This is a genomic window from Naasia sp. SYSU D00057 (assembly GCF_017916505.1).
Taxonomy (GTDB): domain Bacteria; phylum Actinomycetota; class Actinomycetes; order Actinomycetales; family Microbacteriaceae; genus Naasia.
This window is the reverse complement of record NZ_JAFMSZ010000001.1, coordinates 1177636-1200422: the sequence shown is the minus strand read 5'-3', so window position 1 is coordinate 1200422 and position 22787 is coordinate 1177636. Positions and strand designations below refer to the sequence as shown.

General features: G+C 73.2%; 21 protein-coding genes and 1 pseudogene. 18 read left to right on the top strand and 4 right to left on the bottom strand.

Features of this window, described 5'->3' with window-relative positions; translation table 11 throughout:
* Positions 1-74: 74 nt before the first annotated feature.
* From speB to J3P36_RS05685, 4 genes are all read left to right on the top strand, one after another.
* A complete protein-coding gene (gene speB, locus J3P36_RS05700; protein ID WP_210506243.1) occupies positions 75-1010 on the top strand; it encodes an agmatinase in 936 nt (311 codons plus the stop codon).
* 13 nt (positions 1011-1023) lie between these two features.
* Entirely contained in the window at positions 1024-2433 is a 1410-nt protein-coding gene (locus tag J3P36_RS05695; RefSeq protein WP_210506242.1) for an amidase, read from the top strand.
* An 82-nt stretch (positions 2434-2515) separates the two neighbouring features.
* Positions 2516-3958: a cytosine permease gene (locus J3P36_RS05690; RefSeq protein WP_210506241.1), complete on the top strand. Its 1443-nt coding sequence runs from the start codon at positions 2516-2518 to the stop codon at positions 3956-3958.
* Positions 3955-4944 carry a carbon-nitrogen hydrolase family protein gene (locus J3P36_RS05685; RefSeq protein ID WP_210506240.1) on the top strand — a complete coding sequence of 330 codons (990 nt, stop codon included), beginning with the start codon at positions 3955-3957 and terminating at the stop codon, positions 4942-4944. Before J3P36_RS05690 ends, J3P36_RS05685 begins: the two co-directional genes overlap by 4 nt.
* 128 nt (positions 4945-5072) lie before the next feature.
* Here the strand turns inward: J3P36_RS05685 and J3P36_RS05680 are convergent, their stop codons facing one another.
* Positions 5073-7268 (bottom strand): heavy metal translocating P-type ATPase, encoded by a 2196-nt coding sequence (locus J3P36_RS05680; protein WP_210506661.1) that lies wholly within the window; start codon positions 7266-7268, stop codon positions 5073-5075.
* A gap of 305 nt (positions 7269-7573) precedes the next feature.
* Between J3P36_RS05680 and J3P36_RS05675 the strand changes: the two genes are divergently transcribed.
* The gene (locus tag J3P36_RS05675; RefSeq protein ID WP_210506239.1) at positions 7574-7867 is read left to right on the top strand and encodes a metal-sensitive transcriptional regulator; all 294 of its coding nucleotides are present in this window, start codon (positions 7574-7576) and stop codon (positions 7865-7867) included.
* 7 nt (positions 7868-7874) lie between these two features.
* On the opposite strand, the gene J3P36_RS05670 is transcribed toward J3P36_RS05675, so the two are convergent.
* A complete protein-coding gene (locus tag J3P36_RS05670) occupies positions 7875-8420 on the bottom strand; it encodes an MOSC domain-containing protein (protein ID WP_210506238.1) in 546 nt (181 codons plus the stop codon).
* A 44-nt stretch (positions 8421-8464) separates the two neighbouring features.
* Between J3P36_RS05670 and J3P36_RS05665 the strand changes: the two genes are divergently transcribed.
* Together J3P36_RS05665 and J3P36_RS05660 are read left to right on the top strand one after the other, a co-directional pair.
* The gene (locus J3P36_RS05665; protein ID WP_210506237.1) at positions 8465-9298 is read left to right on the top strand and encodes a phosphodiesterase; all 834 of its coding nucleotides are present in this window, start codon (positions 8465-8467) and stop codon (positions 9296-9298) included.
* 58 nt (positions 9299-9356) lie between these two features.
* Complete coding sequence (locus J3P36_RS05660) at positions 9357-10259, top strand: tyrosine recombinase XerC (RefSeq protein ID WP_210506236.1); 903 nt, start codon at positions 9357-9359, stop codon at positions 10257-10259.
* A 135-nt stretch (positions 10260-10394) separates the two neighbouring features.
* Here J3P36_RS05660 and J3P36_RS05655 read toward each other — a convergent pair.
* Positions 10395-10871: pseudogene (locus J3P36_RS05655) on the bottom strand (M23 family metallopeptidase); the annotation flags it as partial.
* Positions 10872-11005: 134 nt separating this feature from the next.
* Here J3P36_RS05655 and J3P36_RS05650 point away from each other — a divergent pair.
* The 6 genes from J3P36_RS05650 (at position 11006) to tsf (ending at position 18019) form a co-directional block, all read left to right on the top strand.
* Positions 11006-12466 carry a sugar porter family MFS transporter gene (locus tag J3P36_RS05650; protein WP_210506235.1) on the top strand — a complete coding sequence of 487 codons (1461 nt, stop codon included), beginning with the start codon at positions 11006-11008 and terminating at the stop codon, positions 12464-12466.
* A 133-nt stretch (positions 12467-12599) separates the two neighbouring features.
* Entirely contained in the window at positions 12600-13319 is a 720-nt protein-coding gene (locus tag J3P36_RS05645; protein ID WP_210506234.1) for a hypothetical protein, read from the top strand.
* Positions 13320-13342: 23 nt separating this feature from the next.
* Positions 13343-15322 (top strand): sensor histidine kinase, encoded by a 1980-nt coding sequence (locus J3P36_RS05640; protein WP_210506233.1) that lies wholly within the window; start codon positions 13343-13345, stop codon positions 15320-15322.
* On the top strand, positions 15319-15954 hold the full coding sequence (locus J3P36_RS05635) for a response regulator transcription factor (protein ID WP_210506232.1): 636 nt from the start codon (positions 15319-15321) through the stop codon (positions 15952-15954). The genes J3P36_RS05640 and J3P36_RS05635 overlap by 4 nt, the downstream gene beginning before the upstream one ends.
* A gap of 226 nt (positions 15955-16180) precedes the next feature.
* Positions 16181-17161 carry a 30S ribosomal protein S2 gene (gene rpsB, locus J3P36_RS05630; RefSeq protein WP_210506231.1) on the top strand — a complete coding sequence of 327 codons (981 nt, stop codon included), beginning with the start codon at positions 16181-16183 and terminating at the stop codon, positions 17159-17161.
* A 30-nt stretch (positions 17162-17191) separates the two neighbouring features.
* Complete coding sequence (tsf, locus tag J3P36_RS05625) at positions 17192-18019, top strand: translation elongation factor Ts (RefSeq protein ID WP_210506230.1); 828 nt, start codon at positions 17192-17194, stop codon at positions 18017-18019.
* Positions 18020-18237: 218 nt separating this feature from the next.
* On the opposite strand, the gene J3P36_RS05620 is transcribed toward tsf, so the two are convergent.
* Complete coding sequence (locus J3P36_RS05620) at positions 18238-18969, bottom strand: aminoglycoside 3'-phosphotransferase (RefSeq protein ID WP_307806959.1); 732 nt, start codon at positions 18967-18969, stop codon at positions 18238-18240.
* A gap of 74 nt (positions 18970-19043) precedes the next feature.
* On the opposite strand from J3P36_RS05620, the gene pyrH reads away from it, so the two are divergent.
* The 5 genes from pyrH (at position 19044) to J3P36_RS05595 (ending at position 22761) form a co-directional block, all read left to right on the top strand.
* Positions 19044-19760, top strand: coding sequence for a UMP kinase (gene pyrH / locus J3P36_RS05615; protein ID WP_210506229.1), 717 nt, complete (start codon positions 19044-19046; stop codon positions 19758-19760).
* A 78-nt stretch (positions 19761-19838) separates the two neighbouring features.
* Entirely contained in the window at positions 19839-20393 is a 555-nt protein-coding gene (gene frr / locus J3P36_RS05610) for a ribosome recycling factor (protein WP_210506228.1), read from the top strand.
* Between the two features lie 20 nt (positions 20394-20413).
* A complete protein-coding gene (locus J3P36_RS05605) occupies positions 20414-21385 on the top strand; it encodes a phosphatidate cytidylyltransferase (RefSeq protein WP_307806958.1) in 972 nt (323 codons plus the stop codon).
* 41 nt (positions 21386-21426) lie between these two features.
* Positions 21427-21978: a DivIVA domain-containing protein gene (locus tag J3P36_RS05600; protein WP_210506227.1), complete on the top strand. Its 552-nt coding sequence runs from the start codon at positions 21427-21429 to the stop codon at positions 21976-21978.
* A gap of 159 nt (positions 21979-22137) precedes the next feature.
* The gene (locus tag J3P36_RS05595) at positions 22138-22761 is read left to right on the top strand and encodes a lytic transglycosylase domain-containing protein (RefSeq protein ID WP_210506226.1); all 624 of its coding nucleotides are present in this window, start codon (positions 22138-22140) and stop codon (positions 22759-22761) included.
* Positions 22762-22787: the final 26 nt, after the last annotated feature.

The following is a 22787-nucleotide window of genomic DNA, read 5'->3' as shown; positions in this document are numbered from 1 at the left end:
GCACTGCGACGCACCTTTTGTTGCCTCACAAGCAACAGGGGGGTAGCGTTCCGGAGGACGCCGAGGAGGTCGGAATGACTGTGGGACCACGCGACTCGAGTCGCACGCCGCGCTACGCGGGCTTCGCCACGTTCGCGCTGCTGCCCCGCCTCGACGAGGTGGAGCGCGCGGACATCGCCGTCGTCGGCGTTCCCTTCGACAGCGGCGTCAGCTATCGGCCGGGCGCCCGCTTCGGGCCGTCCCACGTCCGCGAGTCGTCGCGGCTGCTGCGCCCCTACAACCAGGTCGCGGACGTATCCCCGTTCGCGGAGCTGCAGGTGGCGGATGCGGGCGACATCGCCGTGAACCCGTTCAGCATCGACGAGGCCGTGCGCCAGATCGAGGCACGCGCCGACGAGCTCACCGCCGACGGCACCCGCCTCCTGACGATCGGCGGCGACCACACCATCGCGCTGCCCCTGCTGCGCAGCGTCGCCAAGAAGCACGGGCCCGTGGCCGTCGTGCACTTCGACGCCCACCTCGACACCTGGGACACCTACTTCGACGCCCCCGTCACACACGGGACCCCGTTCCGCCGCGCGTCCGAGGAGGGGCTGATCGACCTCACCGCGAGCCTGCACGTCGGCATCCGCGGGCCGCTCTACGGCCGCGAGGACCTGGCCGACGACGAGCGGCTCGGCTTCGCGATCATCGGCTCGCACGAGGTCGAGCGCGCCGGCCTGGCCGCCGCCCTCGAGCGGATGCACGCGCGGCTCGGCGACCGGCCGGTCTACGTCTCGGTCGACATCGACGTGCTCGACCCCGCGCACGCGCCCGGCACCGGGACGCCCGAGGCCGGCGGGCTCACGAGCCGCGAGATGCTCGAGTTCCTCCGCGCCCTCCGGCAGCACCGGATCGTCGGCGCCGACGTCGTCGAGGTCGCCCCCGCCTACGACCACGCGCAGCTCACGGGCGTCGCGGCGTCCCACGTCGCCTACGAGCTGATCACCTCGATGGTGCCCCTCGGCTGAGGACTTCCGACCAGTGACGACGACGTCCCTCGCCCCCGGCCTGCTGCGCCGGCTCTCCGGCGACGTCCGCGAGGGGCGGACGAGCGCCCGCGAGCTCGTCGAGCGGTCCCTCGAACGCATCGCGGCGCACCGCGACCTCGGCGCCGTCGTCGCGGTCCGAGCCGACGAAGCGCGGGCCGAGGCCGATGCCGTGGACGCCGCCGTCCGTCGCGGCGAGGACCCCGGACCGCTCGCGGGTCTGCCGGTGCTCGGCAAGGACAACGACGACGTCCGGGGCCTGCGCACCACGTACGGCTCCCGGTGGTTCGCCGACGCGCCGCCCGCCGAGGGCGACGGCATCACCATCGGCCGCCTCCGCGCGGCGGGGGCGATCCCGGTCGGCAAGACGAACGTCCCCGAGTTCTGCATCGAGGGCTACACCGACAACCTCCTCTTCGGGCCCTCCCACAACCCGTGGAACCCGGACCGGTCGCCCGGCGGCTCGAGCGGCGGATCCGCGGCCGCGCTCGCGGCCGGGCTCGCCCCGATCGCGACCGCCACGGACGGCGGCGGCTCCGCCCGCATCCCCGCGGCCTTCTGCGGGCTGCTCGGCTTCAAGCCGACCGGCGGGGTGATCGGTCACCGGTTCACGCCCGACTGGATCGACTTCTCCACCGATGGGCTGATGACCACCGGCAGCGACGACCTGCGCGTGCTCCTCGACGTCGTCGCCGGGCCCGTGCCCGGCGACCCGACCGCGCTTCCCGTCCCGCTGCCGCAGGCCCGCCTCCCGCGGCGGCTGATCGTGGCGGAGCGCACGGACGAGCTCGGCCCGCTCCCGGCGGACGTCGCGGCGGCGTTCTCGGACGCGGCCGAGCGGCTCGCCGCCCTGCTCGGCGTCCCGATCGAGCACCGCGAGCCCGGCTGGTTCTTCCCCGGCTGGAGCCCGGACGAGGACTGGTTCGTCCTCGCCGCAGCCGAGCACGCGCTGCAGCTCGGCCGCGAGCGGATCGAGCGCGACGGCGGCTCCCTGCATCCCAGCGCGCAGGAGTTCCTCGCCTTCGGGCTCGGCGTCACGATCGACGACTACCTGGCGGCCCGGCGCCGCCGGTTCGCCGCCGTGGCCCGAATGGACGAGGTGCTCGGCGCTGACGCCGCGCTCGTCACGCCGACCGTCGCCGCGGCCGGATGGTCGGCCGACGGCAGGCTGGGGGACGGCTCCGCCGGCCTCCTCGGGCCGGAGGTCTACTCCACCGCGATCCAGAACATGGCGAACCTGCCCGCCCTCTCGCTGCCCGCGGGCACGCTCCCCGACGGTATGCCGTTCGGGCTGCAGGTCACCGTGCCGCGCTGGGCCGACCGGTCGCTGCTCGAGCTCGCGGCCCGGTGGGAGCGGGCGCACCCCTGGCCGCGCACGGCGCCCGGGTTCGAGGAGTTCGCATGAGCCCCGGCCCGCGGCGACCCGCCCCCGCCCCACACCCCCTCCGTCCGACCGTCCGCGAAGTCCCCGACCTCAGGAGCACACCGTGACCCAAGCGCCCGCGACCGGCACCGCCGCCGGCCCCGTCATCGAGCGGCACTCGATCGACTACGTCCCGTGGTCCGAGCGCCGCGGCAAGCTGTGGCACCAGGCGCCGTTCTGGTTCACCGGCAACTTCGTGCTCCCCACGATGGTCGTCGGCTTCATCGGTCCCCAGCTCGGGCTGACCGCCGGGTTCTCGTTCCTCGCGATCCTGCTCGGCGCCTGCTTCGGCACCTTCTTCATGGCGTTCCACGCCAATCAGGGGCCGCGCATGGGTCTCCCGCAGATGATCCAGTCGCGCGCCCAGTTCGGCAGCCGCGGCGTCATCGTCCCGTTCGCCGCGACCGTGTTCGTCTACATCGGCTTCATGGTGTTCGACGTCATCCTCGCCACCCAGGGCATCGGGCTGATCCTGCCCGCGGTCGAGTGGTTCTGGTACCCGATCATCACGGCGCTCTCGATCGTGATCGCGGTCGTCGGTCACGACCTCCTCCACTTCGTGCAGCGGTGGCTCACCTACCTGCTGATCGTCGCCTTCGCGATCACGACGGTGCTCGCCGCCGTCACGCTCCCCGCGCCGACCGGGGAGGCCGCCGGCGGCTTCGACGGCACCGCGTTCCTCATCCAGTTCTCCCTGGCGGCGGGCTACAACATCAGCTACGCGGTGTACGTCTCCGACTACTCGCGCTACCTGCCCCCGCGGTCGTCGGCGCCGAAGCTCATCTTCTTCACCTACCTCGGCGCGGCCGGCTCCGCGGTGTGGCTGATGGGCCTCGGCTCGCTGCTCGCGAGCCGCCTGCCGGAGGTCGACGCGATCGGCTCTCTCAAGGAGGTGGGCGACAACCTCTTCCCGGGCTTCGGCACGATCGTGGTGCTCGTCTCGACGCTCGCGCTGATCTCGATCATGGGCGTCAACGCCTACGGGGCGATGCTCACGAGCGTGAGCGGCATCGACGCCTTCCGGAAGGTCCGACCCACGGTGCGCGCCCGCGTGATCGGACTCGTCGCCGTCGGCCTCGTCACCGTGATCGTCGCGCTCCTGATCCCCGACGACTACCTCGGCAGCTTCAACAACTTCGTGCTGCTGATGCTCTACTTCCTGGTGCCGTGGACGGCGGTCAACCTCGTCGACTTCTACGCGGTGCGCCACGGGAAGTACGCCATCACCGAGATCTTCAACCCGCACGGCATCTACGGTCGCTGGTCGTGGCGGGGTCTCGCCGCGTACGGCATCGGCTTCGTTGCGATGATCCCGTTCTTCTCGCTGCCCGGCCTCTACACCGGACCGGCGGCGGAGGCGATCGGCGGTGCGGACATCTCGTTCGCCATCGGCCTCGTGGTCGCCGGCGGCCTGTACTGGCTGTTCTGCCGCAACCTGGACCGTGCCGCCGAGGAGCGGGTCCGCCAGGAGAGCCAGCGCGTGCTGGAGGGAGCGGGGTCCGAGTGACCGCGATCGCCCGCGGCCGCCGCACTGTCGCCATCGTGCAGCGGCCGCCCGCGCTCCTCGACCTCGCCGCCACGCTCGAGCGGGCGGTGGCCGCGATCGAGGAGGCGGCGGGAGCGGACCTCGTCGTCTTCCCCGAGACCTGGCTGACCGGCTACCCGGCGTGGATCTTCGGGATGGCCGCGTGGGGTGATCCCGAGGCCCGCCGCTGGTACGGGCGCCTGGCGCGGGAGAGCCCGGTCGTCGGGGGAGCGGACGACCGGGGCGACGACCTCGCCCCGATCCGCGACGCGGCCGAGCGCTTCCGCACGACCGTGGTCCTCGGGCTCAACGAGCGGACCGCGAGCGGCGGGACGCTCTACAACAGCCTCGCGACTCTCGGACCGGATGGCCGCCTGCTCAACCTGCACCGCAAGCTGGTGCCCACCCACGCCGAGCGGATCCTCTGGGGCGCCGGCGACGGTGCAGGCCTGCGCGCCGTCGACACACCGGCCGGTCGGGTCGGCGGGCTCATCTGCTGGGAGCACTGGATGCCGCTCGCCCGTCAGGTGCTGCACGCGGACGGCGAGCAGATCCACGTGGCCGCGTGGCCCGACATCCCGGAGATGCATGAGCTCGCCTCCCGCACCTATGCGCGGGAGGGCGGCTGCTTCGTGCTGTCGGCGGGACTCTTCCTCACGACCGACGACCTCCCGCCGGAGCTCCGCGATGCGTACCGCGCGGGAGTCGGCCCGGACGCCCCGGCCGATGGCGTGCTCTTCGACGGCGGGTCGGCGATCGCGGCGCCCGACGGCACCTGGCTCCGGGAGCCCGTGCGTGGGCGCGCAGAGCTCATCGTCGCCGAGCTCGACCTGAGCGAGGTCGACGACGCGCACGCCGACCTCGACGTCGCCGGCCACTACAGCAGGCCCGACGTGCTCCGGCTCCACGTCGACGCCACGCGCCGCACCGGGGTGGAGCGGTCGGGCGGCCTCGCCCCGGAGGGCTGAAGTCGCCGGAGGGCCGCCCGCTCAGCCCTCGTGTGTCGAGGACAGCGGCGTTGCCGCCGCCGAAACGCACTCGCCGCGGCAGGAACGACACCCGCGGGGAGTGCGTTTCTGCCGCGGCGAGCGCGCAGTCAGGGCTGGGCGAGCTCCTCCGGGCGGAGCCGCACGCGGCGCAGCAGCTGAGCGTTGAGCGCGACCACGATCGTCGACACCGACATGAGGATCGCGCCGGCGGCGGGGGAGAGGACGAAGCCCGCCCCCGCGAGCACGCCCGCGGCCAGGGGAACCGACAGCACGTTGTAGCCGGTGGCCCAGGCGAGGTTCTGCACCATCTTGCGATAGCCGGAGCGGGACAGCTCGATCACCGTGAGCACCGACCGCGGATCGTTGCCGGCGAGGACGACGCCCGCGGATTCGATGGCGACATCAGTGCCGGCGCCGATCGCGATGCCGACGTCCGCGCGGGCCAGCGCGGGCGCATCGTTCACCCCGTCGCCCACCATCGCGACCTTCGCGCCGCGGCTCTGCAGCTCCGCGACCTTCGCGTCCTTGTCCTCGGGCCGCACCTCGGCGAACACCTCGTCGATGCCGAGCTCCGCGCCGACCGACTCCGCGACAGCGCGAGCGTCCCCGGTGATCATCGCCACGCGCACGCCTCGGCGGTGCAGGGCGTCGACGACCTCGCGGGACTCCGGCCGCACCTCGTCACGCACCGCGAAGGCGGCGCGCGCGCGGCCGGCCTGCACGAGGTAGAGGACGGCTGCTCCCTCCCCGGACCACGCGGCGACCGGCTCGTCGAGCTCGGACGGCACGGCGACGTCCTCCTCGCGCAGGAGTGCAGGGCCGCCGACGCGGACCAGCTCGCCGGCGATGCGCCCCTCGACCCCGCGCGCGGTGAGGGAGCGGAAGTCGGTGACCTCGATTCCGGCGTCGAGCTCGGCCTCCTCGGCCGCCCGCACGAGCGCGCGCGCGACGGGGTGCTCGCTCGACCGCTCCAGTGCCGCGGCGATAGCGAGGGCCTTGTCGCGGGCGACGCCGGGCGCGACCGCCACGTCGGTGACGACCGGCTCGCCGCGGGTCAGGGTGCCCGTCTTGTCGAAGAGCACGGTGTCGACGGTGCGCATCCGCTCGAGGGCGAGGCGGCTCTTCACGAGCACGCCCGCGCGGGCGGCGCGCTCGGTCGAGATCGCGATGACGAGCGGGATGGCGAGGCCGAGCGCGTGCGGGCAGGCGATCACGAGCACGGTCACCGTCCGCTCGATCGCATCCGCCGGACTGCCGAGCAGCAGCCAGACGGCGAAGGTCAGGACGCCGGCGCCCGCCGCGAAGTAGAAGAGCAGGGCGGCGGCGCGATCGGCGAGCGCCTGCGCCCGCGACGAGGAGCGCTGGGCGTCCGCGACGAGCCGCTGGATGCCCGCGAGCGCGGTGTCGGCGCCGACGGCGTCGACCCGGACTCGGACGGCGCTGTCGGTGGCGACCGTGCCCGCGGTCACCCGGTCGCCCGCCCCGCGCGCCACCGTCCGCGATTCGCCGGTGATCATCGACTCGTCGAACTCCGCCGTCCCGTCCACGACGGTGCCGTCGGCCGGGACGCGGGCGCCGGAGCGGACGAGCACGAGGTCGCCGACCCGGAGCTCGCCGAGCGGCACCTCGGTCAGCCCCACCGGCCCGTCGACGCGGATGGCGCGGTCGGGCAGCAGCGCGGCGAGCGCGTCGAGCGCGCTCGACGCGGCGCCGAGCGCGCGCATCTCGAGCCAGTGGCCGAGCAGCATGATGACGATGAGGAGCGCGAGCTCCCACCAGAAGTCGAGGTCGAGATCGGACAGCCCGAGCGAGGTCACCCAGGACGCGACGAACGCCACTGTGATCGCCATGGCGATGAGCGTCATCATCCCGGGCTGCCGCACGCGCACCTCGGCGACCAGGCCCGTGAGGAATGGCCAGCCGCCGTAGAGGAAGACGACGGTGCCGAGCAGGGGGGAGATCCACTCGGCGCCCGGAAAGGACGGTGCCGGGTAGCCGAGGATCTCGGCGAACATCGGGCTGAACGCGACCACCGGGATCGCGAGCACGAGGCTCACCCAGAAGCGGTTGCGGAAGAGCGCAGCGTGATCGCCGTGGCCGCCGTGCCCGCCGTGGTCGCCGTGCGCGTGGCCCGCGTGGGCGTGCGCACCGTGGGCGGAGTGGTCGTGTTCGGCGTGCGGGACGTGACCGGCGTGCTCGTGCTCGGCGAGTGCGTGGGCGGCGTGGTCGTGCCCGGGGTGCGCGTGATCGGAGTCGACGGCGCGGTCGTGCCCCGCGTACTCGTGAGCCGCGGAGTCGTGCATGGCGTGTGCGGCGGAGTCGTGCGCCTCGGGCCCGGCATGATCGTGCTCGTGGTCCGTCCGCTCGTGCGCGTGCTCGCGCGTGCGCGCAGGACCGTGGTGTCCACCGTGGTCGGGTTCGGTGGAATCGGCGGCGGTGCGGTCCTCGAGCGGCCCGCCGCTGTGCTCGGTGTCCGACTGCTCGGCCGCCCGGATGTCCCCGTGGGTGCGCTCGTGGTCCATCGATCCTCCTCGTCGGCTTCCCTTTCTATACCCCCCGGGGGTATAGTGCAAGGGACCGCGGGAAGCGGGGGCGCAGGAGGCGGGACATGGACGAGCACGGCAGCGCGCACCACGGCTATATCAGCGACAAGGACGCCTACCTGGCCCGGCTGAAGCGCATCGAGGGGCAGGCGCGCGGGCTGCAGAAGATGGTCGAGGACGAGAAGTACTGCATCGACATCCTCACGCAGGTGTCCGCCATGACGAAGGCACTGCAGTCGGTCGCCCTCGGTCTCCTCGACGACCACATGAGCCACTGCGTGGTGGACGCAGTCGGCGACCAGCGCGAGGGCAAGCTGCGCGAGGCGTCCGAGGCGATCGCCCGGCTCGTCCGCTCCTGACGGGCGCTCAGGCGCCGCGGAACACCTCGAGCATCGTGGGTGCGCCGGCGGCGGCCGGGACGACCTCGATCGGGTCGCCCGCCGTGACGGCGCCGGTGTGCACGACGCGGAAGTAGGCACCGAGCCGGCCCTCGGCGGCGAACCGCCGCACCCAGCCGGATGCCTGTGCCCCGCCCACCCAGCGGGCGAAGGTCATGCACGGCGTGCGGGGCATGGTCGCCTCGAGCACCACCTTGCCCAGCTGCCAGCGCTCGCCGACACGAGCGGCGGTCGCGTCGATCCCCTCGACGCGCAGGTTCTCGCCGAACCAGCCCGGCGGAAGAGACCGGCCGAGCTCGGCCTCCCAGAACTCGGCGTCCTCCTGCGAGTAGGCGTAGACGGCTTTCTCGAGGCCCCCGTGGTGCTTGCGATTGGCCTGGACATCGGCCCGCAGGCCGAGCCGGCCCACCTTGACGGGGCCGTCGACGGCCCGCTTGTCGATCGCGGTGACCCCGTTGCTGCCGGAGTCCGGCCGTAGGGCGTGCACAACGCAGGGCGCGACGAGCGAGGGCATGGGCGGGAGTCTAGGCGGTCGGCGGTGCTCGCTAGCGTGGACCCGTGCCGAACCCCACCCACGTCCTCGCTCACCTCAGCGACACCCACTTCCTCGACGGCGGAGCCCCCCTCCACGGCAGCGTGGACACCGTCGCGCACCTCCGCCGTGCCCTGGAGCGCCTGGTCGAGTCCGAGTACACGGTCGACGCCATCATCCACACCGGCGACATCGCGGACCTCGGCGAGCTCGACGCCTACCGGCGCGTGCGGGAGCTCGTGGACCCGGTCGCCGAGCGACTCGGCTGCCCCGTCGTCTGGGTGGCGGGCAATCACGACTCGCGCGGCCCCCTCCGGGAGGGGCTGCTCGGCGTCGCGCCGACGACGGAGCCGGTCGACAGCGTCCTCGACGTCCGCGGGCTGCGCGTCGTCGCAATCGACACCTCGGTGCCCGGCAAGGGCCACGGCGAGCTCGATCAGGCGCAGCTCGACTGGCTGCGCGATGTGCTCGCGGAGCCGGCGGAGCACGGCACGATCCTCGCCATGCACCACCCGCCCGTGCCGACCACGGTCCGCGTGCTCGAGCCGTTCCAGCTGCGGGGGAGCGAGGCGCTCGCCGAGGTGCTCGCCGGAACGGACGTGCGGGCGGTGCTGAGCGGCCACCTGCACTACTCGGTGCACGGCTCGCTCGCCGGCATCCCGGTCACGGTCGCGCCGGCGACGAGCTACACGGTTCGCGTCGACGCGCCGCACCTCGGCCTCACCGGGGTGGACGGCGACCAGGCGATCGCGCTCGCCGTCGTCTATCCCGAGCAGGTGGTGACCACGCTGCTCCCGCTCGACCAGCCGCCCGCGGTCGTGCAGCTGCCGGACGGCTACTTCGACGACTGGGACGTGTAGCGCCGCCACACCGGCGTCCCGGCCGCCCGCGCCGCAGGCGGGGAGGGACGATGGGGCGATGCAGATCGCGGAGGCCGTCGAGGAGTTCCGCGCCCACCTCGCCGGCGAGCGCGGGTTCTCGGACAACACCGTCCGCGGCTACGTCACCGACCTGATCGACCTCGAGGGCTTCGCCCGGCGGCGGGGCACGCCCGAGGTGGAGGGCGTCACCCTCGACCTGCTGCGCGACTGGCTCTGGCACTCGTCCGAGCGCGGCCTCGCCCGCACCACGCTCGCGCGGCGGACCGCGTCCGCCCACACGTTCGGCAACTGGCTCGCCCGACAGGGCTACGTGCCGGTCGACCCCGCGCTGCGCCTGCGGGCCCCGAAGGCCCACAGCACCCTGCCGCGGGTGCTGCCGCAGAACGCGGTCGGCGATCTCCTCGCCGACCTCGCCGCCCAGGCAGCGGACGACGAGCCGCAGCGACTGCGCGATCTCGCCGTCGTCGAGCTCCTCTACGCGTCCGCGCTGCGGGTGTCGGAGCTCTGCGGACTCGACGTGGACGACGTCGACCGTGAGCGCCTGACCGTCACGGTCACGGGCAAGGGCAACCGCCAGAGGGTGGTGCCGTTCGGCGTGCCCGCGGCGCGGGCCATCGACCGGTACCTCCGCGCCGGCCGTCCCCGCCTCGTCGTCGAGGCGACTCCGGCCCTCTTCCTCGGCGACCGCGGCGGCCGGCTCGGCGTGCGGTCGGTGCACCGGCTGGTCGCGCGGCTGCTCGCCGGAATCCCCGGCTCGGGCCCCGCCGGCCCGCACACGTTCCGCCACACCGCGGCGACGCACCTCCTCGACGGGGGCGCCGACCTGCGCGCCGTGCAGGAGCTGCTCGGCCATGCGAGCCTCGGCACGACGCAGATCTACACCCACGTCTCCGCCGAGCGCCTCAAGCGGGCCTACGAGCAGGCGCACCCCCGCGCCTGACCGGGCCGCGCCGGACCGCGACTCAGCCGGCCCGGAATGCGCCGGGCTCCCTGCGGGACCACCCTCGGACGTCGTGCCGAGCGGCAGCAGCACCGCCCGCGGAACACCGCCGAGCAGGACCAGCGGCGAGAGGTACCGCCCGTCGAGCCGCGCCCCCAGATGCAGGCAGCTCGCCGGGCAGTGCCCCGCGGCGGGCGCCACGAGCCCCACCTGCTCGCCGCGCCGGACCGGTGCACCGGGCGCGAGCGGCGACTCCACGGGTTCGAAGCTCGACAGCAGTCCTCCCGCATGCCGGAGGGAGATCACGGGCCGCGTCCCCACGACTCCCGCGAAGTGCACCACCCCGTCATCCGGCGCGAGCACCGGCGTGCCGACCGGCACGTCGAGGTCGACGCCCCGGTGCCCGGCCGCGTACGCGGTCGGCGGCGCCCGGTAGGGACTCTCGATCGCGGGCCGGGGGAGCACCGGCCAGTCCCAGGACGGTGAGCCTCCGCCCGTCCCCGTCGCCGCAGCAGTCGTCTCCGCCTCAGCGGCGGCGGGTGCCTCGCCGGGCAGGGCGAGCGCCGCCGCGAGCAGGAGCAGCACGCACACGAGGCGCCGAGCGGAGGACATGCGACGAGGATGCGCGCCCCCCTCCGCCGCCGGCCCCATGCGCCCGTATCGGTGCGGAAGTCGCCGTGCAACCCCTCCTGGGGAGGGACGGCGCCCGAGCGGAGCCGGTGGGAGGATCGATCCCCGGAGGAAGCATGAGCAGAACCAGCGCAGCCACCGGCAAGATCGACGCCCGTCTCCGCCGACGAGTCACCGCACTCGCCGTGGCGGCCGCGGTCGGCGGCTTCCTGTTCGGCTTCGACTCGTCCGTCATCAACGGCGCGGTCGACGCGATCGAGCAGCAGTTCGAGATCGAGGGCCTCATCCAGGGCCTCGCCGTCGCGATCGCGCTCATCGGATGCGCGGTCGGCGCCTACGCCGCCGGCGGTCTCGCCGACCGCATCGGCCGCCGCAAGGTGATGCTGATCGGTGCCGTGCTCTTCTTCGTCAGCTCCGTCGGCGCGGGCCTCGCGTTCGGCGTCATCGACTTCATGGTCTGGCGCTTCATCGGCGGCCTCGGCATCGGCGTCGCGTCCGTGATCGCGCCCACCTACATCGCCGAGATCGTGCCTGCCGCCGTGCGCGGCCGGCTCGCGTCGCTGCAGCAGCTCGCGATCACGGTCGGCATCTTCGCCGCCCTGCTCTCGGACGCGCTCCTCGCGGGCATCGGCGACCCGGACGCGCTCCGGCCGCTCCTCGGTCTGGAGGCGTGGCGCTGGATGTTCCTCGTCGCCGTGGTGCCGTCGGTCGTGTACGGCTTCCTTGCGTGGCGCCTGCCCGAGTCGCCCCGCTACCTGCTCGCGGTGGACCGGGAGCGCGAGGCGCGCGACGTGCTCGCCACCGTGCAACCTCAGGGGGAGATCGACGACGAGGTCGGCCGCATCCGCCGCAACATACAGGAGGACCGGGAGAACGCGAAGAAGGCGTCCCTCCGCGGTGCCGCGCTCGGCCTCGCGCCGGTCGTCTGGATCGGCCTCGCCCTGTCGGTGTTCCAGCAGGCGGTCGGCATCAACGTGATCTTCTACTACTCGACCACGCTGTGGAGCGCGGTCGGGTTCCAGGACGCCTTCCTCATCTCCGTCTTCTCCTCGGTCGTGAACGTGGCGGTCACCTTCGTCGCGATCGCCATCGTCGACAAGGTCGGCCGGCGCCCGATGCTCCTCGCCGGCTCCATCGGCATGGCTGTCACGCTCGCGGCGATGGCCCTGTCGTTCAGCCAGGCGGTCACGACGGACGGGCAGCTCAGCCTGCCGCAGCCGTGGGGGATGATCGCGCTCGTCGCCGCGAACCTGTTCGTCGTCTCGTTCGGCGCCACGTGGGGGCCGCTCGTGTGGGTTCTGCTCGGCGAGATCTTCCCGAATCGCATCCGCGCGAAGGCCCTCGGGGTCGCGGCCGCCGCCCAATGGATTGCGAACTTCCTGGTCACGGTCAGCTTCCCCGTGTTCTCCGACTTCTCGCTGCCGTTCACCTACGGCCTCTACGCGGTGTTCGCGCTGCTGTCGCTGCTGTTCGTGTTCTTCTTCGTCCCGGAGACGAAGGGCGTCGAGCTCGAGGACGTCGGCGGGCTCGTGTTCGGCCGCGCTAAGAAGGCGGCGGCCCCCTCCCGGCGGGCCTGACGGCGCCGTCCCGATCCGTCCCGCGGATCTCCCAGCGGAGACGGGACGAGGATCCCAGGCGGGTGGGACACGTCCCGCCCGACCCTTCTTCTCAGCGAGCACACCGCTCGCCATCCGACGAAGGGGAAACTCCATGGACACCACCGCAGCTCTCTCCACCGCCGGTCGGCCCGACGCCGCCGGTGCCGCGACCGCCCGATCCCGAGCCGGGGGCGTCGGCCCCCGCCTGGCCGCGGTCGCGCTGATCGGCGGCGCTCTGCTCAACACCACTGAAGCGGTGCTCGCGCAGTTCCTGCCCGAGCGCCCGGAGGGCACCGCCGACCAGCTCCGGCTCGTCGCCGAGAACGCGACCCTGTACGGCACCCGCGCCGTGCTCGGCACGCTCGCCATCCCGCTCATGGCGATCGCATTCGTCGCCCTGACGCAGGTCCTCGGCACTCGGGCGCGGCGGCTCGCCATGGCGGCGAGAGTCGCCCTGCTCGCCGGGATGTGGGGCTTCGTCGGCATCCACCTCCTCGGCCTCCTGCAGCTGCCCGCCGCCGGACTGGAGGATCCGGGATCGGCAGCGGCCGTCCTCGACGCCGCTCAGGCCGATCCGGTGCTGGCCGTGCTGTTCCTGCTGCCGTTCCTGGCCGGATGCGTGATCGGGATGATCCTGCTCGCCGTCGGACTGCTCTGGACCCGCGTCCTGCCCCGGTGGATCGGTGTGGCCCTGCTGGTGTTCATCGTCGTCGACTTCACCGTCGGCGCGGTCGGTCCGGTGGACCCGCACTGGCTGTTCCTCGCCGCGAGCGCCGGCGCCGCCGTGGCCGGTCTGCGGGCGGCCCGGGGCGGGGTCGCGACAGCGCGGTGACCGGACCGATACTCTCCCTCACCATGACTGCACCTGCGGCCGCCGAGCGGGAGCTCCCCGTCCCGGTTCCGGCGCGCACGATCAGCCGGGCCGCCGTCGCAGCGGCCCGGCTGATCGCCGCCCTCGCCGTCCTCGCGGCGCTCGCCGCGGTCGCCCTGCCCCTCCTGACCGGAGGCGACTGGCTTCCGCAGCTGTTCCGCACGCCGGAGCCCGTCGTGGCGACCTCGTTCGCCCTGGCCGGCGCGGTGCTCGCCGGGGTGCCCGCCGCGCAGCGGATGGCGGCCCTGCTGCTGGTGGTCGCCGCCTCCGCCGCCGCCTACGTCCTCGCCACCTCCGTGTCGGCCGCCGGTCCCTCCGCCCTCGCCGACTGGGTGCGGGCCTGGGCGTGGCTCCCGGGCCTGCTGGTCACCACCACCGTGCTGCCGCACGTGGTCCCGTACGGCCGATCGCTCGGCGGCGCCGGGCGCACCGCCGCGGGCGCGGCCGTCGCCTTCACCGCGGTGTCGACCCTCGTCGTGGCCGGGACGGCCGCCACGACGGGGCGATCGGACCCGTTCTCGAGCCCGGCGTTCACCGTTCCGCTGCTCCTCCTCGTCCTGTCCGGGATCGCGTCGGTCGTCGTGCGCGTGCGACGGGGCGGGCCGGTGGAGCGGCGCCAGCTGGCCTGGGTCGGCCTCGGCCTGCTGGTCGCCGTGATCGCGACGTTCACCGCGCCGCCGTGGGCCGTCGCCGTCGCCGTGCTCGGCCTCCCTCTCGGCCTCGCGGTCGCGGCCACCCGGTACCGGCTCTACGACATCGACCTGGTCGCAGGCCGCGCCCTCGTCGGGGTCCTCCTGCTCGCGGGCAGTGCGCTCGTGTACGCCGCGGTCACGGGATGGGCCGGCGCGCTGCTCGGCGCCACGTCGCCGGTCGCCGGGTTCGTGGCCGCCTTCGCGGTCGCGCTCGTGTTCCACCCGCTGCACCTCGCCGTGCGGCGCGCGGTGACCCGGCTGTTCCGGGGGCGCCGCCCCGATCCGGCCGAGCTCCGGCGCGCACTGGCCGAGCGGGTGCGCGCGGCCGTGGGCCCCGGCGAGGCGCTCGCGGTCGGGACGGCGGAGGTCGCCGACGCCCTCCGGCTCGGGTCGGTCACCGTGGAGGTCCCGCTGCCGGACGGGAGCCGCGCCTTCACCGCCGGGCCCTCCGTCACGGAAGGAGGCGTCGAGGTGCCCCTGACACTGCACGGGGAGCGCGTCGGGGTGCTCCGCGCCGGTGCGCGGGACGGGGGAGTCCTGGCGTCGCCCGACCGCCGGGCGCTCGAGGAGCTGGGGGAGGCCCTGGCCGCTCCGGCGTACGCCCTTCGGCTCGCGCACGCCCTCGACGGCTCCCGCACCGAGCTGCTCGCCACGCGTGAGGACGAGCGACGGCGGCTGCGGCGGGACCTGCACGACGGTCTCGGGCCCCAGCTCGCCGCTGCCGTGATGACCCTCGACACCGCCGCGTCCGCTCTCGCCCGCTCGGACCTCGACCGGGCCCGGCGACTCGTGTCCGCGGGCCGGGACGACATCGGGGAGGCGGTGCGCGACGTCCGCCGCCTCGTCGAGGGGCTCCGGCCGCCGTCGCTCGACGACCTCGGCCTCGCCGAGACGCTGCGCTCCGGCGCCGCCGCCCTCACCGGCCGGGACGGCGGGAGCGGGCCCGAGATCACCGTCGATGCCGACGGCCTCCCGCTGCTGCCCGCGGCGGTCGAGGTCGCCGCTCTGCGCATCGCGCAGGAGGCGATGCTCAACGCCGTCCGGCACTCCCGAGCCCGGAGGATCGCCGTGACCGTGAAGGCGCGCCCCGGCGTGCTCGAGCTGGAGGTGCTCGACGACGGTGCGGGCATCGCCCCGGACGCCGGGGGCGGCGTCGGTCTCACCTCGATGCGCGAGCGCGCCGCCGAGCTCGGAGGAAGCTGCACCGTCACCCGCGCGGAGCCGACCGGCACCCGCGTCGCCGCCGCGCTGCCCTGGGAGGACCCGCGATGAAGGCCGTGCTCGCCGACGACCACCCCGTCTTCCGCCGCGGGCTCCGCGTGCTGCTCGAGGACCTCGACGTCGAGGTAGTCGCCGAGGCCTCCGACGGCGCCGAGGCGGTGGAGCTCGTGCGGCGCCTCCGGCCGGACGTCGTGCTCATGGACATCCAGATGCCGGTGCTGTCCGGACTCGACGCCACCCGGCAGCTCGTCGCCGAGGACCCCGACGTGCGGGTGCTCGTCCTCACGATGATCGCGGACGACGATGCCGTCGGCGCCGCGCTGCACGCGGGTGCCCTGGGCTACCTGCTCAAGGGAGCGGGGCAGGAGGAGATCGCTGCCGCGCTCGCCGCGGTGTCGTCCGGACAGGCGGTGTACGGCCCGGAGATCGCACGGCGGATGCGCGCCCTCTTCGCGGCGGGCGGCACGCCGCCACCACCGTTCCCCGAGCTCGCCGACCGGGAGCGCGAAGTGCTCGACCTCCTCGCCGCCGGACTCTCGAACGCCGAGGTCGCCCGGCGTCTCTTCCTCTCCGAGAAGACGGTCCGCAACTACGTCAGCTCCATCTTCGCCAAGCTGATGGTGCGCGACCGCGCCGAGGCGATCATCCGCGCCCGGGAGGCCGGCCTCGGCGTCCGGCGCTGACCGACTCCCGGGCCCATCGGCGGGCCCGGTCCTGTAACATGGATGCCGCACCTCGCCCAGCGGGGTGACTTCGCGTGCCCACCAGGCCTCCGCAAGCCATCGGTCCTCCGGACAGGAGGCGGCTGCGTGCCGGGCACCAGGATCCGCGGCCGTCCGGTCGCGGTAGGCAACCGAATCGGCGCCGTTCCCGCTCGCGCGGGCGCGCGCCGGGAACAGGAGCACGGCCATGGCCGTCGTCACCATCCGCCAGCTGCTCGACAGCGGCGTCCACTTCGGGCACCAGACCCGCCGGTGGAACCCGAAGGTCAAGCGCTTCATCCTCACGGAGCGCAGCGGGATCCACATCATCGACCTGCAGCAGTCGCTCGCCTACATCGACAAGGCGTACGACTTCGTCAAGGAGACGGTCGCCCACGGCGGCACCATCCTCTTCGTCGGCACCAAGAAGCAGGCCCAGGAGGCCATCGCCGAGCAGGCGAAGCGCGTCGGCCAGCCGTACGTCAACCAGCGCTGGCTCGGCGGTCTGCTCACCAACTTCACCACGGTGCACAAGCGCCTCAACCGGCTGAAGGAGCTCGACCTCGTCGACTTCGACGACACGAGCAAGGGCTACACGAAGAAGGAGCTGCTCATCCAGCGCCGCGAGCGCGACAAGCTCGAGAAGACGCTGGGCGGCATCCGCAACCTCGGCAAGACCCCGTCCGCGATCTGGGTCGTCGACTCGAAGCGCGAGCACCTCGCCGTCGACGAGGCCAAGAAGCTCGGCATCCCGGTGATCGGCATCCTCGACACCAACGCCGACCCGGACGAGCTGGCCTACCCGATCCCGGGCAACGACGACGCGATCCGCAGTGTCGCCCTGCTCACCCGGATCATCGCGGACGCCGCCGCCGAGGGTCTCATCCAGCGCCACCAGAAGCCCTCCGAGGGTGACGAGGCCGCCGAGCCGCTGGCCGAGTGGGAGCGCGAGCTCCTCGAGGCCGGCCAGGCCGAGAGCGCCCCTGCCGCCGAGGCGCCCGCTGCCGCGGAGGCCCCGGTCGAGGAGAACGACGCCGACGCGAAGGCCGACGCCGACCTCAACGCCCAGGCCGACGAGACCGTCGTCGCCGAGCACGCTCCGGAGACGGACGAGCAGGCCGAGGCCAAGATCGAGGCCGCCGCGACCGAGGACGAGAAGACGCCGCGCGCCGCCAAGGCCGCCAAGTAAGCATCGAAGCAACAGCAAGAGGAGTCAGGAATGGCAAGCTTCACCGCAGCCGACGTCAAGACGCTGCGTGACCGGCTCGGTGCCGGCATGCTCGACAGCAAGAACGCCCTCGTCGAGGCGGACGGCGACATCGAGAAGGCCATCGAGATCCTCCGCGTGAAGGGTCTGAAGGGCGTCGCCAAGCGCGAGGGCCGCACCACCACCGCGGGCCTCGTGGCCGCGAAGGAGGGCGCGGGCTTCGCGACCCTGATCGAGCTCGCGAGCGAGACCGACTTCGTCGCGAAGAACGAGCGCTTCATCGCGCTCGCGGACAAGGTCCTCGAGGCGGTCCACGCCGCGGGCGTCGCGAGCGCCGAGGAGGGCCTCACCGCCTCCGCCGGCTCGCAGACGGTCGGCGAGCTCATCAACGACGAGGCGGCGCTCATCGGCGAGAAGGTCGAGCTGCGCCGCGTCGTCAAGGTCCCGGGCGAGAAGTTCGCGATCTACCTGCACAAGACGAGCAAGGACCTGCCTCCGCAGGTCGGCGTCGTCGTCGGCTACACGGGCGAGGATGCGGAGACCGCGCGGAGCATCGCGCAGCACATCGCGTTCGCCAACCCGCGCTACCTGACGCGTGACGAGGTCCCCGCGGACATCGTCGAGCGCGAGCGGGAGATCGTCACCGAGACCGCGAAGAACGAGGGCAAGCCGGAGGCGGCGCTGCCCAAGATCATCGAGGGCCGGCTGACGGGCTTCTTCAAGGAGATCGTGCTGCTCGACCAGGCGTACGCCAAGGACAACAAGCTCACGGTCAGCAAGGTCCTGCAGGACTCGGGCCTCACCGTCCAGGGGTTCACCCGGGTGAAGGTCGGCGTCTGAGCCTGACGCTCTGATCGGACGGAACGGGAGTCGCCCTCGGGCGGCTCCCGTTCCGCGTTCCCGGGAGTCGCGCTGGGGAGTGCGAGCGTGACGAATCAAGGAGAATCTCCGGCGGATCCGCCCCGATCGGCATCGGCGGGCGCACAGGCGGCCAGTTCTCCTTGATTTGGTACCCCCCCGGAGCCCAGGGGCGGCGCCTCAGGCGCCCCCGAACCGGCTCAGGTCGCGTCCCACAGGGCGCGGTAGTACCGGAGGCGCTCCTCGTCGCGGTCGATCCCGTACGCCTCGAGCAGGGCGCCGGTCCAGTCGTCGCCGTAGTTCCAGGCGGTGCTCCAGCTCGCGACGGCGAGGTCGGCCCAGCGGTCGGCGACGCCGAGCGTGCCGAGGTCCACGTGCCCGCTCCACTGCCCCGCATCGTCCAGCAGCGTGTTCGGCGCGCAGGCGTCGCCGTGGCACACGACGAGGCGGTCGATCGTTGGGGCCTCCTCGAGCGCTGAATCGGGGCGGAGCCCGGAGCGGCGGGCGCGCTCGAGGCGCTCGGCCACCGACCAGTCGAACGGGCAGTCCTGCACGGGAAGCGCCTCGTGCAGAGCGCGCAGCCCGGCGCCGATCGCCCGCACCGCAGTGGCCGGCTCGGCGAGCCAGCGCTCGTGGACAGCGCTCCGGCCGGGCAGGGCCGTCGTGACCAGGCACGAGCCCTCCTCGTCCCGGAGGAGCGCGAGCGGCGTCGGCACTCGGGCGAACGGCCCGGCCCAGAGCATGCGGTCGCGCTCCGCCGCCAGGTCGAGGGGAGTGCCCGCGGGCGCCCACTTCGCGTAGCGGCCGCCCGTGAGCCGGAAGGTCAGCCCGCCCTCGCTGCTCCGCCAGACGGGCTCGACGGGTCCGCCGGCGACTCGGGCGACCGCCAGGGGAACGGCGACGGCGCCTCGGGGCGGCCCGGCGATCTCCACGGGGGCTCCCTCCGTCGGTCGGGTGTCGCGGCGGGCACTAATCTAGACGGGGCACTTCAGGAGGGATCCGCTGCATGACGACCGATGAGAGACGACGGGTACTCCTCAAGCTTTCCGGAGAGGCGTTCGGCAACGGAGCACTCGGCGTCGATCCCGTCGTCGTGATGGCCCTCGCCCGCGAGATCGCCGAGGCGGCCAAGACCGTCGAGGTCGCGATCGTCGTCGGCGGCGGCAACTTCTTCCGCGGCGCCCAGCTCGAGCAGGGCGGCATGGAGCGCAGCCGCGCCGACTACATGGGCATGCTCGGCACCATGATGAACGCGCTCGCCCTGCAGGACTTCCTCGAGCAGGCGGGCGCGGAGACGCGCGTGCAGTCGGCGATCTCCATGACGCAGGTCGCGGAGCCCTACATCCCGCGCCGCGCCATCCGGCACATGGAGAAGGGCCGCGTCGTCATCTTCGGCGCCGGCGCCGGCCTTCCGTACTTCTCGACCGACACCGTGGCGGCCCAGCGTGCCCTCGAGGTCCGGGCCGAGGTCGTCCTCGTCGCGAAGAACGGGGTCGACGGCGTCTACTCCGCCGACCCGCGCCTGCACGACCACGCCGTCAAGCTCGACAGGGTCACCTACCAGGAGGCGCTGCAGAAGGGGCTCAAGGTGGTCGACGCGACCGCGTTCAGCCTCTGCATGGACAACGGCATCGACATGGTCGTCTTCGGCATCGACGGACCCGGCAACGTCGCGGGCGCCATCCGCGGCGACGTGCCGCTCGGGACGCTCGTCACCGCCTGACCTCCGATCGCCGCCGCCGCCGGTGGCCGATCCACCGCCCCGCCTAGAATGGCGAGCAGACAACGAAGGAGTGTGCCCGTGATCGCGGATGTGCTGTCCGACGCCACCGAGCGGATGAAGAAGGCCGTGGAGGTCGCCAAGGACGACCTGTCCACGGTCCGCACCGGCCGCATCAACCCGGCGCTCTTCCAGAAGATCCCCGTGGACTACTACGGGACGCCGACGCCGCTCGCGCAGCTGGCCGGCCTGCAGACGCCCGAGGCGCGCGTGCTCATCGTCACGCCGTACGACAAGAGCGCCCTCAAGGAGATCGAGAAGGCGATCGTCGCGATGCCGAACCTCGGCGCGAACCCGTCGAACGACGGCAGCATCATCCGCGTCGTGCTGCCCGAGCTCACCGAGGACCGCCGCAAGGAGTTCGTGAAGATCGCCCGCGGCAAGGGCGAGGACGCGAAGGTCTCGGTCCGCAACATCCGCCGTCGTGCGAAGGACGACCTCGACTCCCTCAAGGGCGAGGTCGGCGACGACGACCTGTCGCGCGGCGAGAAGGAGCTCGAGCAGATCACCAAGACGCACATCGACCAGATCGACGAGGCGCTGAAGCGGAAGGAAGCCGAGCTCCTCGAGGTGTAGGGGCCGGCGAGGATCCCGCCGTGACGGCACCGAACGGCCCCGCGCGGCGCCGCCCCTTCCTGAAGCGCGGCGAGCTGCAGGCTCAGGTCGAGCAGCGGCGCGCCGACATCGAGGCGCAGGTGCGCGCCGCCCGCGAGCAGTTCGAGGAGACGCAGGCGCGCATCAACGCGCGCACCGGCCGCAACCTGCTGTTCGCGGCGGCGGTCGGCCTGCTGCTCGGCGCGATCCTCATCCTCAGCCTGGTGGTGGTGAAGGAGCTCTTCCTCGTCCTCGCGGGCGTGCTCGTCGCGTTCGCGGTGGTCGAGCTCGCCGGGGCGCTCCGCCGGTCCGGACGGGACGTGCCGCGCGTCGCCTCGGTCGTCGCGGCGGCGGTCGTGCTGCCGGCCGCGTACTTCTTCCCCGGCCTCGGGCAGTGGTTCGGCGTGCTCGCCGCGATGGCCTTCGTCACGGCGTGGCGCCTCGTCGAGGCGCTCTTCGGCCGCGGCTCGACGAAGGCGGAGGACCTCCGGCTCGATCTCGGCGCCGGTGCCTTCATCCAGCTCTACCTCACCCTCCTCGGCAGCTTCACGGTCGTGCTCACGGCGGAGGAGGGCGGCCAGTGGTGGACGCTCGGCTTCCTCATCGTGGTGGTGGCCTGCGACGTCGGCGCGTACGCGGCGGGCGTCGCCTTCGGCAAGCACCCCATGGCACCCAGGATCAGCCCCAAGAAGACGTGGGAGGGCTTCGCCGGCAGCGCGGCCGCCGCACTCATCACCGGTGTGCTGATCAGCGTCTTCATGCTGGGGGAGTCGTGGGCGTTCGGGCTCCTCTTCGGCGGGGTGCTCGTCGTCACCGCGACGGTCGGTGACCTCACCGAGTCGATGATCAAGCGCGACCTCGAGATCAAGGACATCAGCTCGTGGCTGCCCGGCCACGGCGGCTTCCTCGACCGGCTCGACTCGATCCTGCCTTCGGCCGTGGCCGCGTACGCGCTCTTCCTCCTCGCCCGCTGAGCCTCCCGGCCGCCCGCGCGATCAGCGGCACAATGGTGGCCATGGCGAACACCTTCCCCCGGAGCCGGCGCACGAAGCTCGGCTACCGGGTGGAGGACGTGGACCGGTTCCTCGCCGTCGCGCGCCGGGCGTACGACTCGCCGGCCGGCACGATCACCGGGATCGACGCCCGCACGATCCGCCGCACCGCCTTCCCCATGGAGAAGGGCGGCTACTCGACCGCCCACGTGGATGCGGCGCTCGAGCGGCTCGAGGACGCGTTCGCGCTGCGCGAGCGCAACCACGCGGTGAAGGCGCAGGGCGAGAAGGCGTGGTTCAGCGAGGCCCGTTCCACGGCCGCAGAGATCCTCGAGCGCGTCAGCCGCCCCGACGGCGAGCGGTTCGAGCACGCGGGCGCCATGTCGATCGGCTACGACATCGACGAGGTCGACAGGTTCAGCGCGCGGCTGGGGAAGTACTTCAAGGACGGCACCCCCATGAGCATCGACGAGGTGCGCACGGTCGCCTTCCGCCCGCGCCGCGGGGGCTACCAGGAGTGGCAGGTCGACATGCTGCTCGATGCCGTCGTCGACGTGATGCTCGCCGTCCGGTGAGCGGCGCGGACACGGCGGCGGGCCCCTATCCGGGGTCTTGCGGGGACCGTTTGCTACCATCGGTTCATCGTGGGTAAGCATTCGAGCACGGCGATTGCCATCCGGCCTTCCGGGGCGTCCCCGACGCGACCCCCGCAGCGGCGCGCGCGCAAGGCTCCGATGCACGGGCGGATCGCCCTCTCCCTCTTCGGGTTCGTCGCCGTCTTCGGCATCCTCCTCGTCAACGTGACGGACCCGTACGCGGGCGCCACGGCGTCCCCGTACTACATGACGTCGACGTCCCGCCTGTCCGTCGAGGCGCAGCAGCTGCTCCAGGTCGAGACGGCCGCGTACGAGGCCGAGCAGATCACGCGCGACAACTTCACGGTCACCGAGAAGCCGAAGCCTCCGCCGCCCCCGCCCCCACCGGCCGTCGAGGAGGAGTCCTCCTCCAGCTCCGGCGGAGGTGGCGGCTACAGCGCTCCGGTCGCCGTCGCCAGCCCCGGCTCGGCGCAGGCGATCGCGGCCGAGATGCTCGCCGCTCGAGGCTTCGGCAGCGACCAGTTCGACTGCCTCGTCGCGCTCTGGAACAAGGAGTCCGGCTGGCGCGTCAACGCGGCGAACCCGTCGAGCGGTGCCTACGGCATCCCGCAGGCTCTCCCGGGCAGCAAGATGGCGTCGTCCGGCGCCGACTGGCAGACGAACGCCGCCACGCAGATCCACTGGGGTCTCGGCTACATCCAGGGCCGCTACGGCAGCCCCTGCGGCGCTTGGGGCCACTCGGTCGACGTCGGCTGGTACTGACGGGCGCGCCCGTCGTTCCGCCCTTC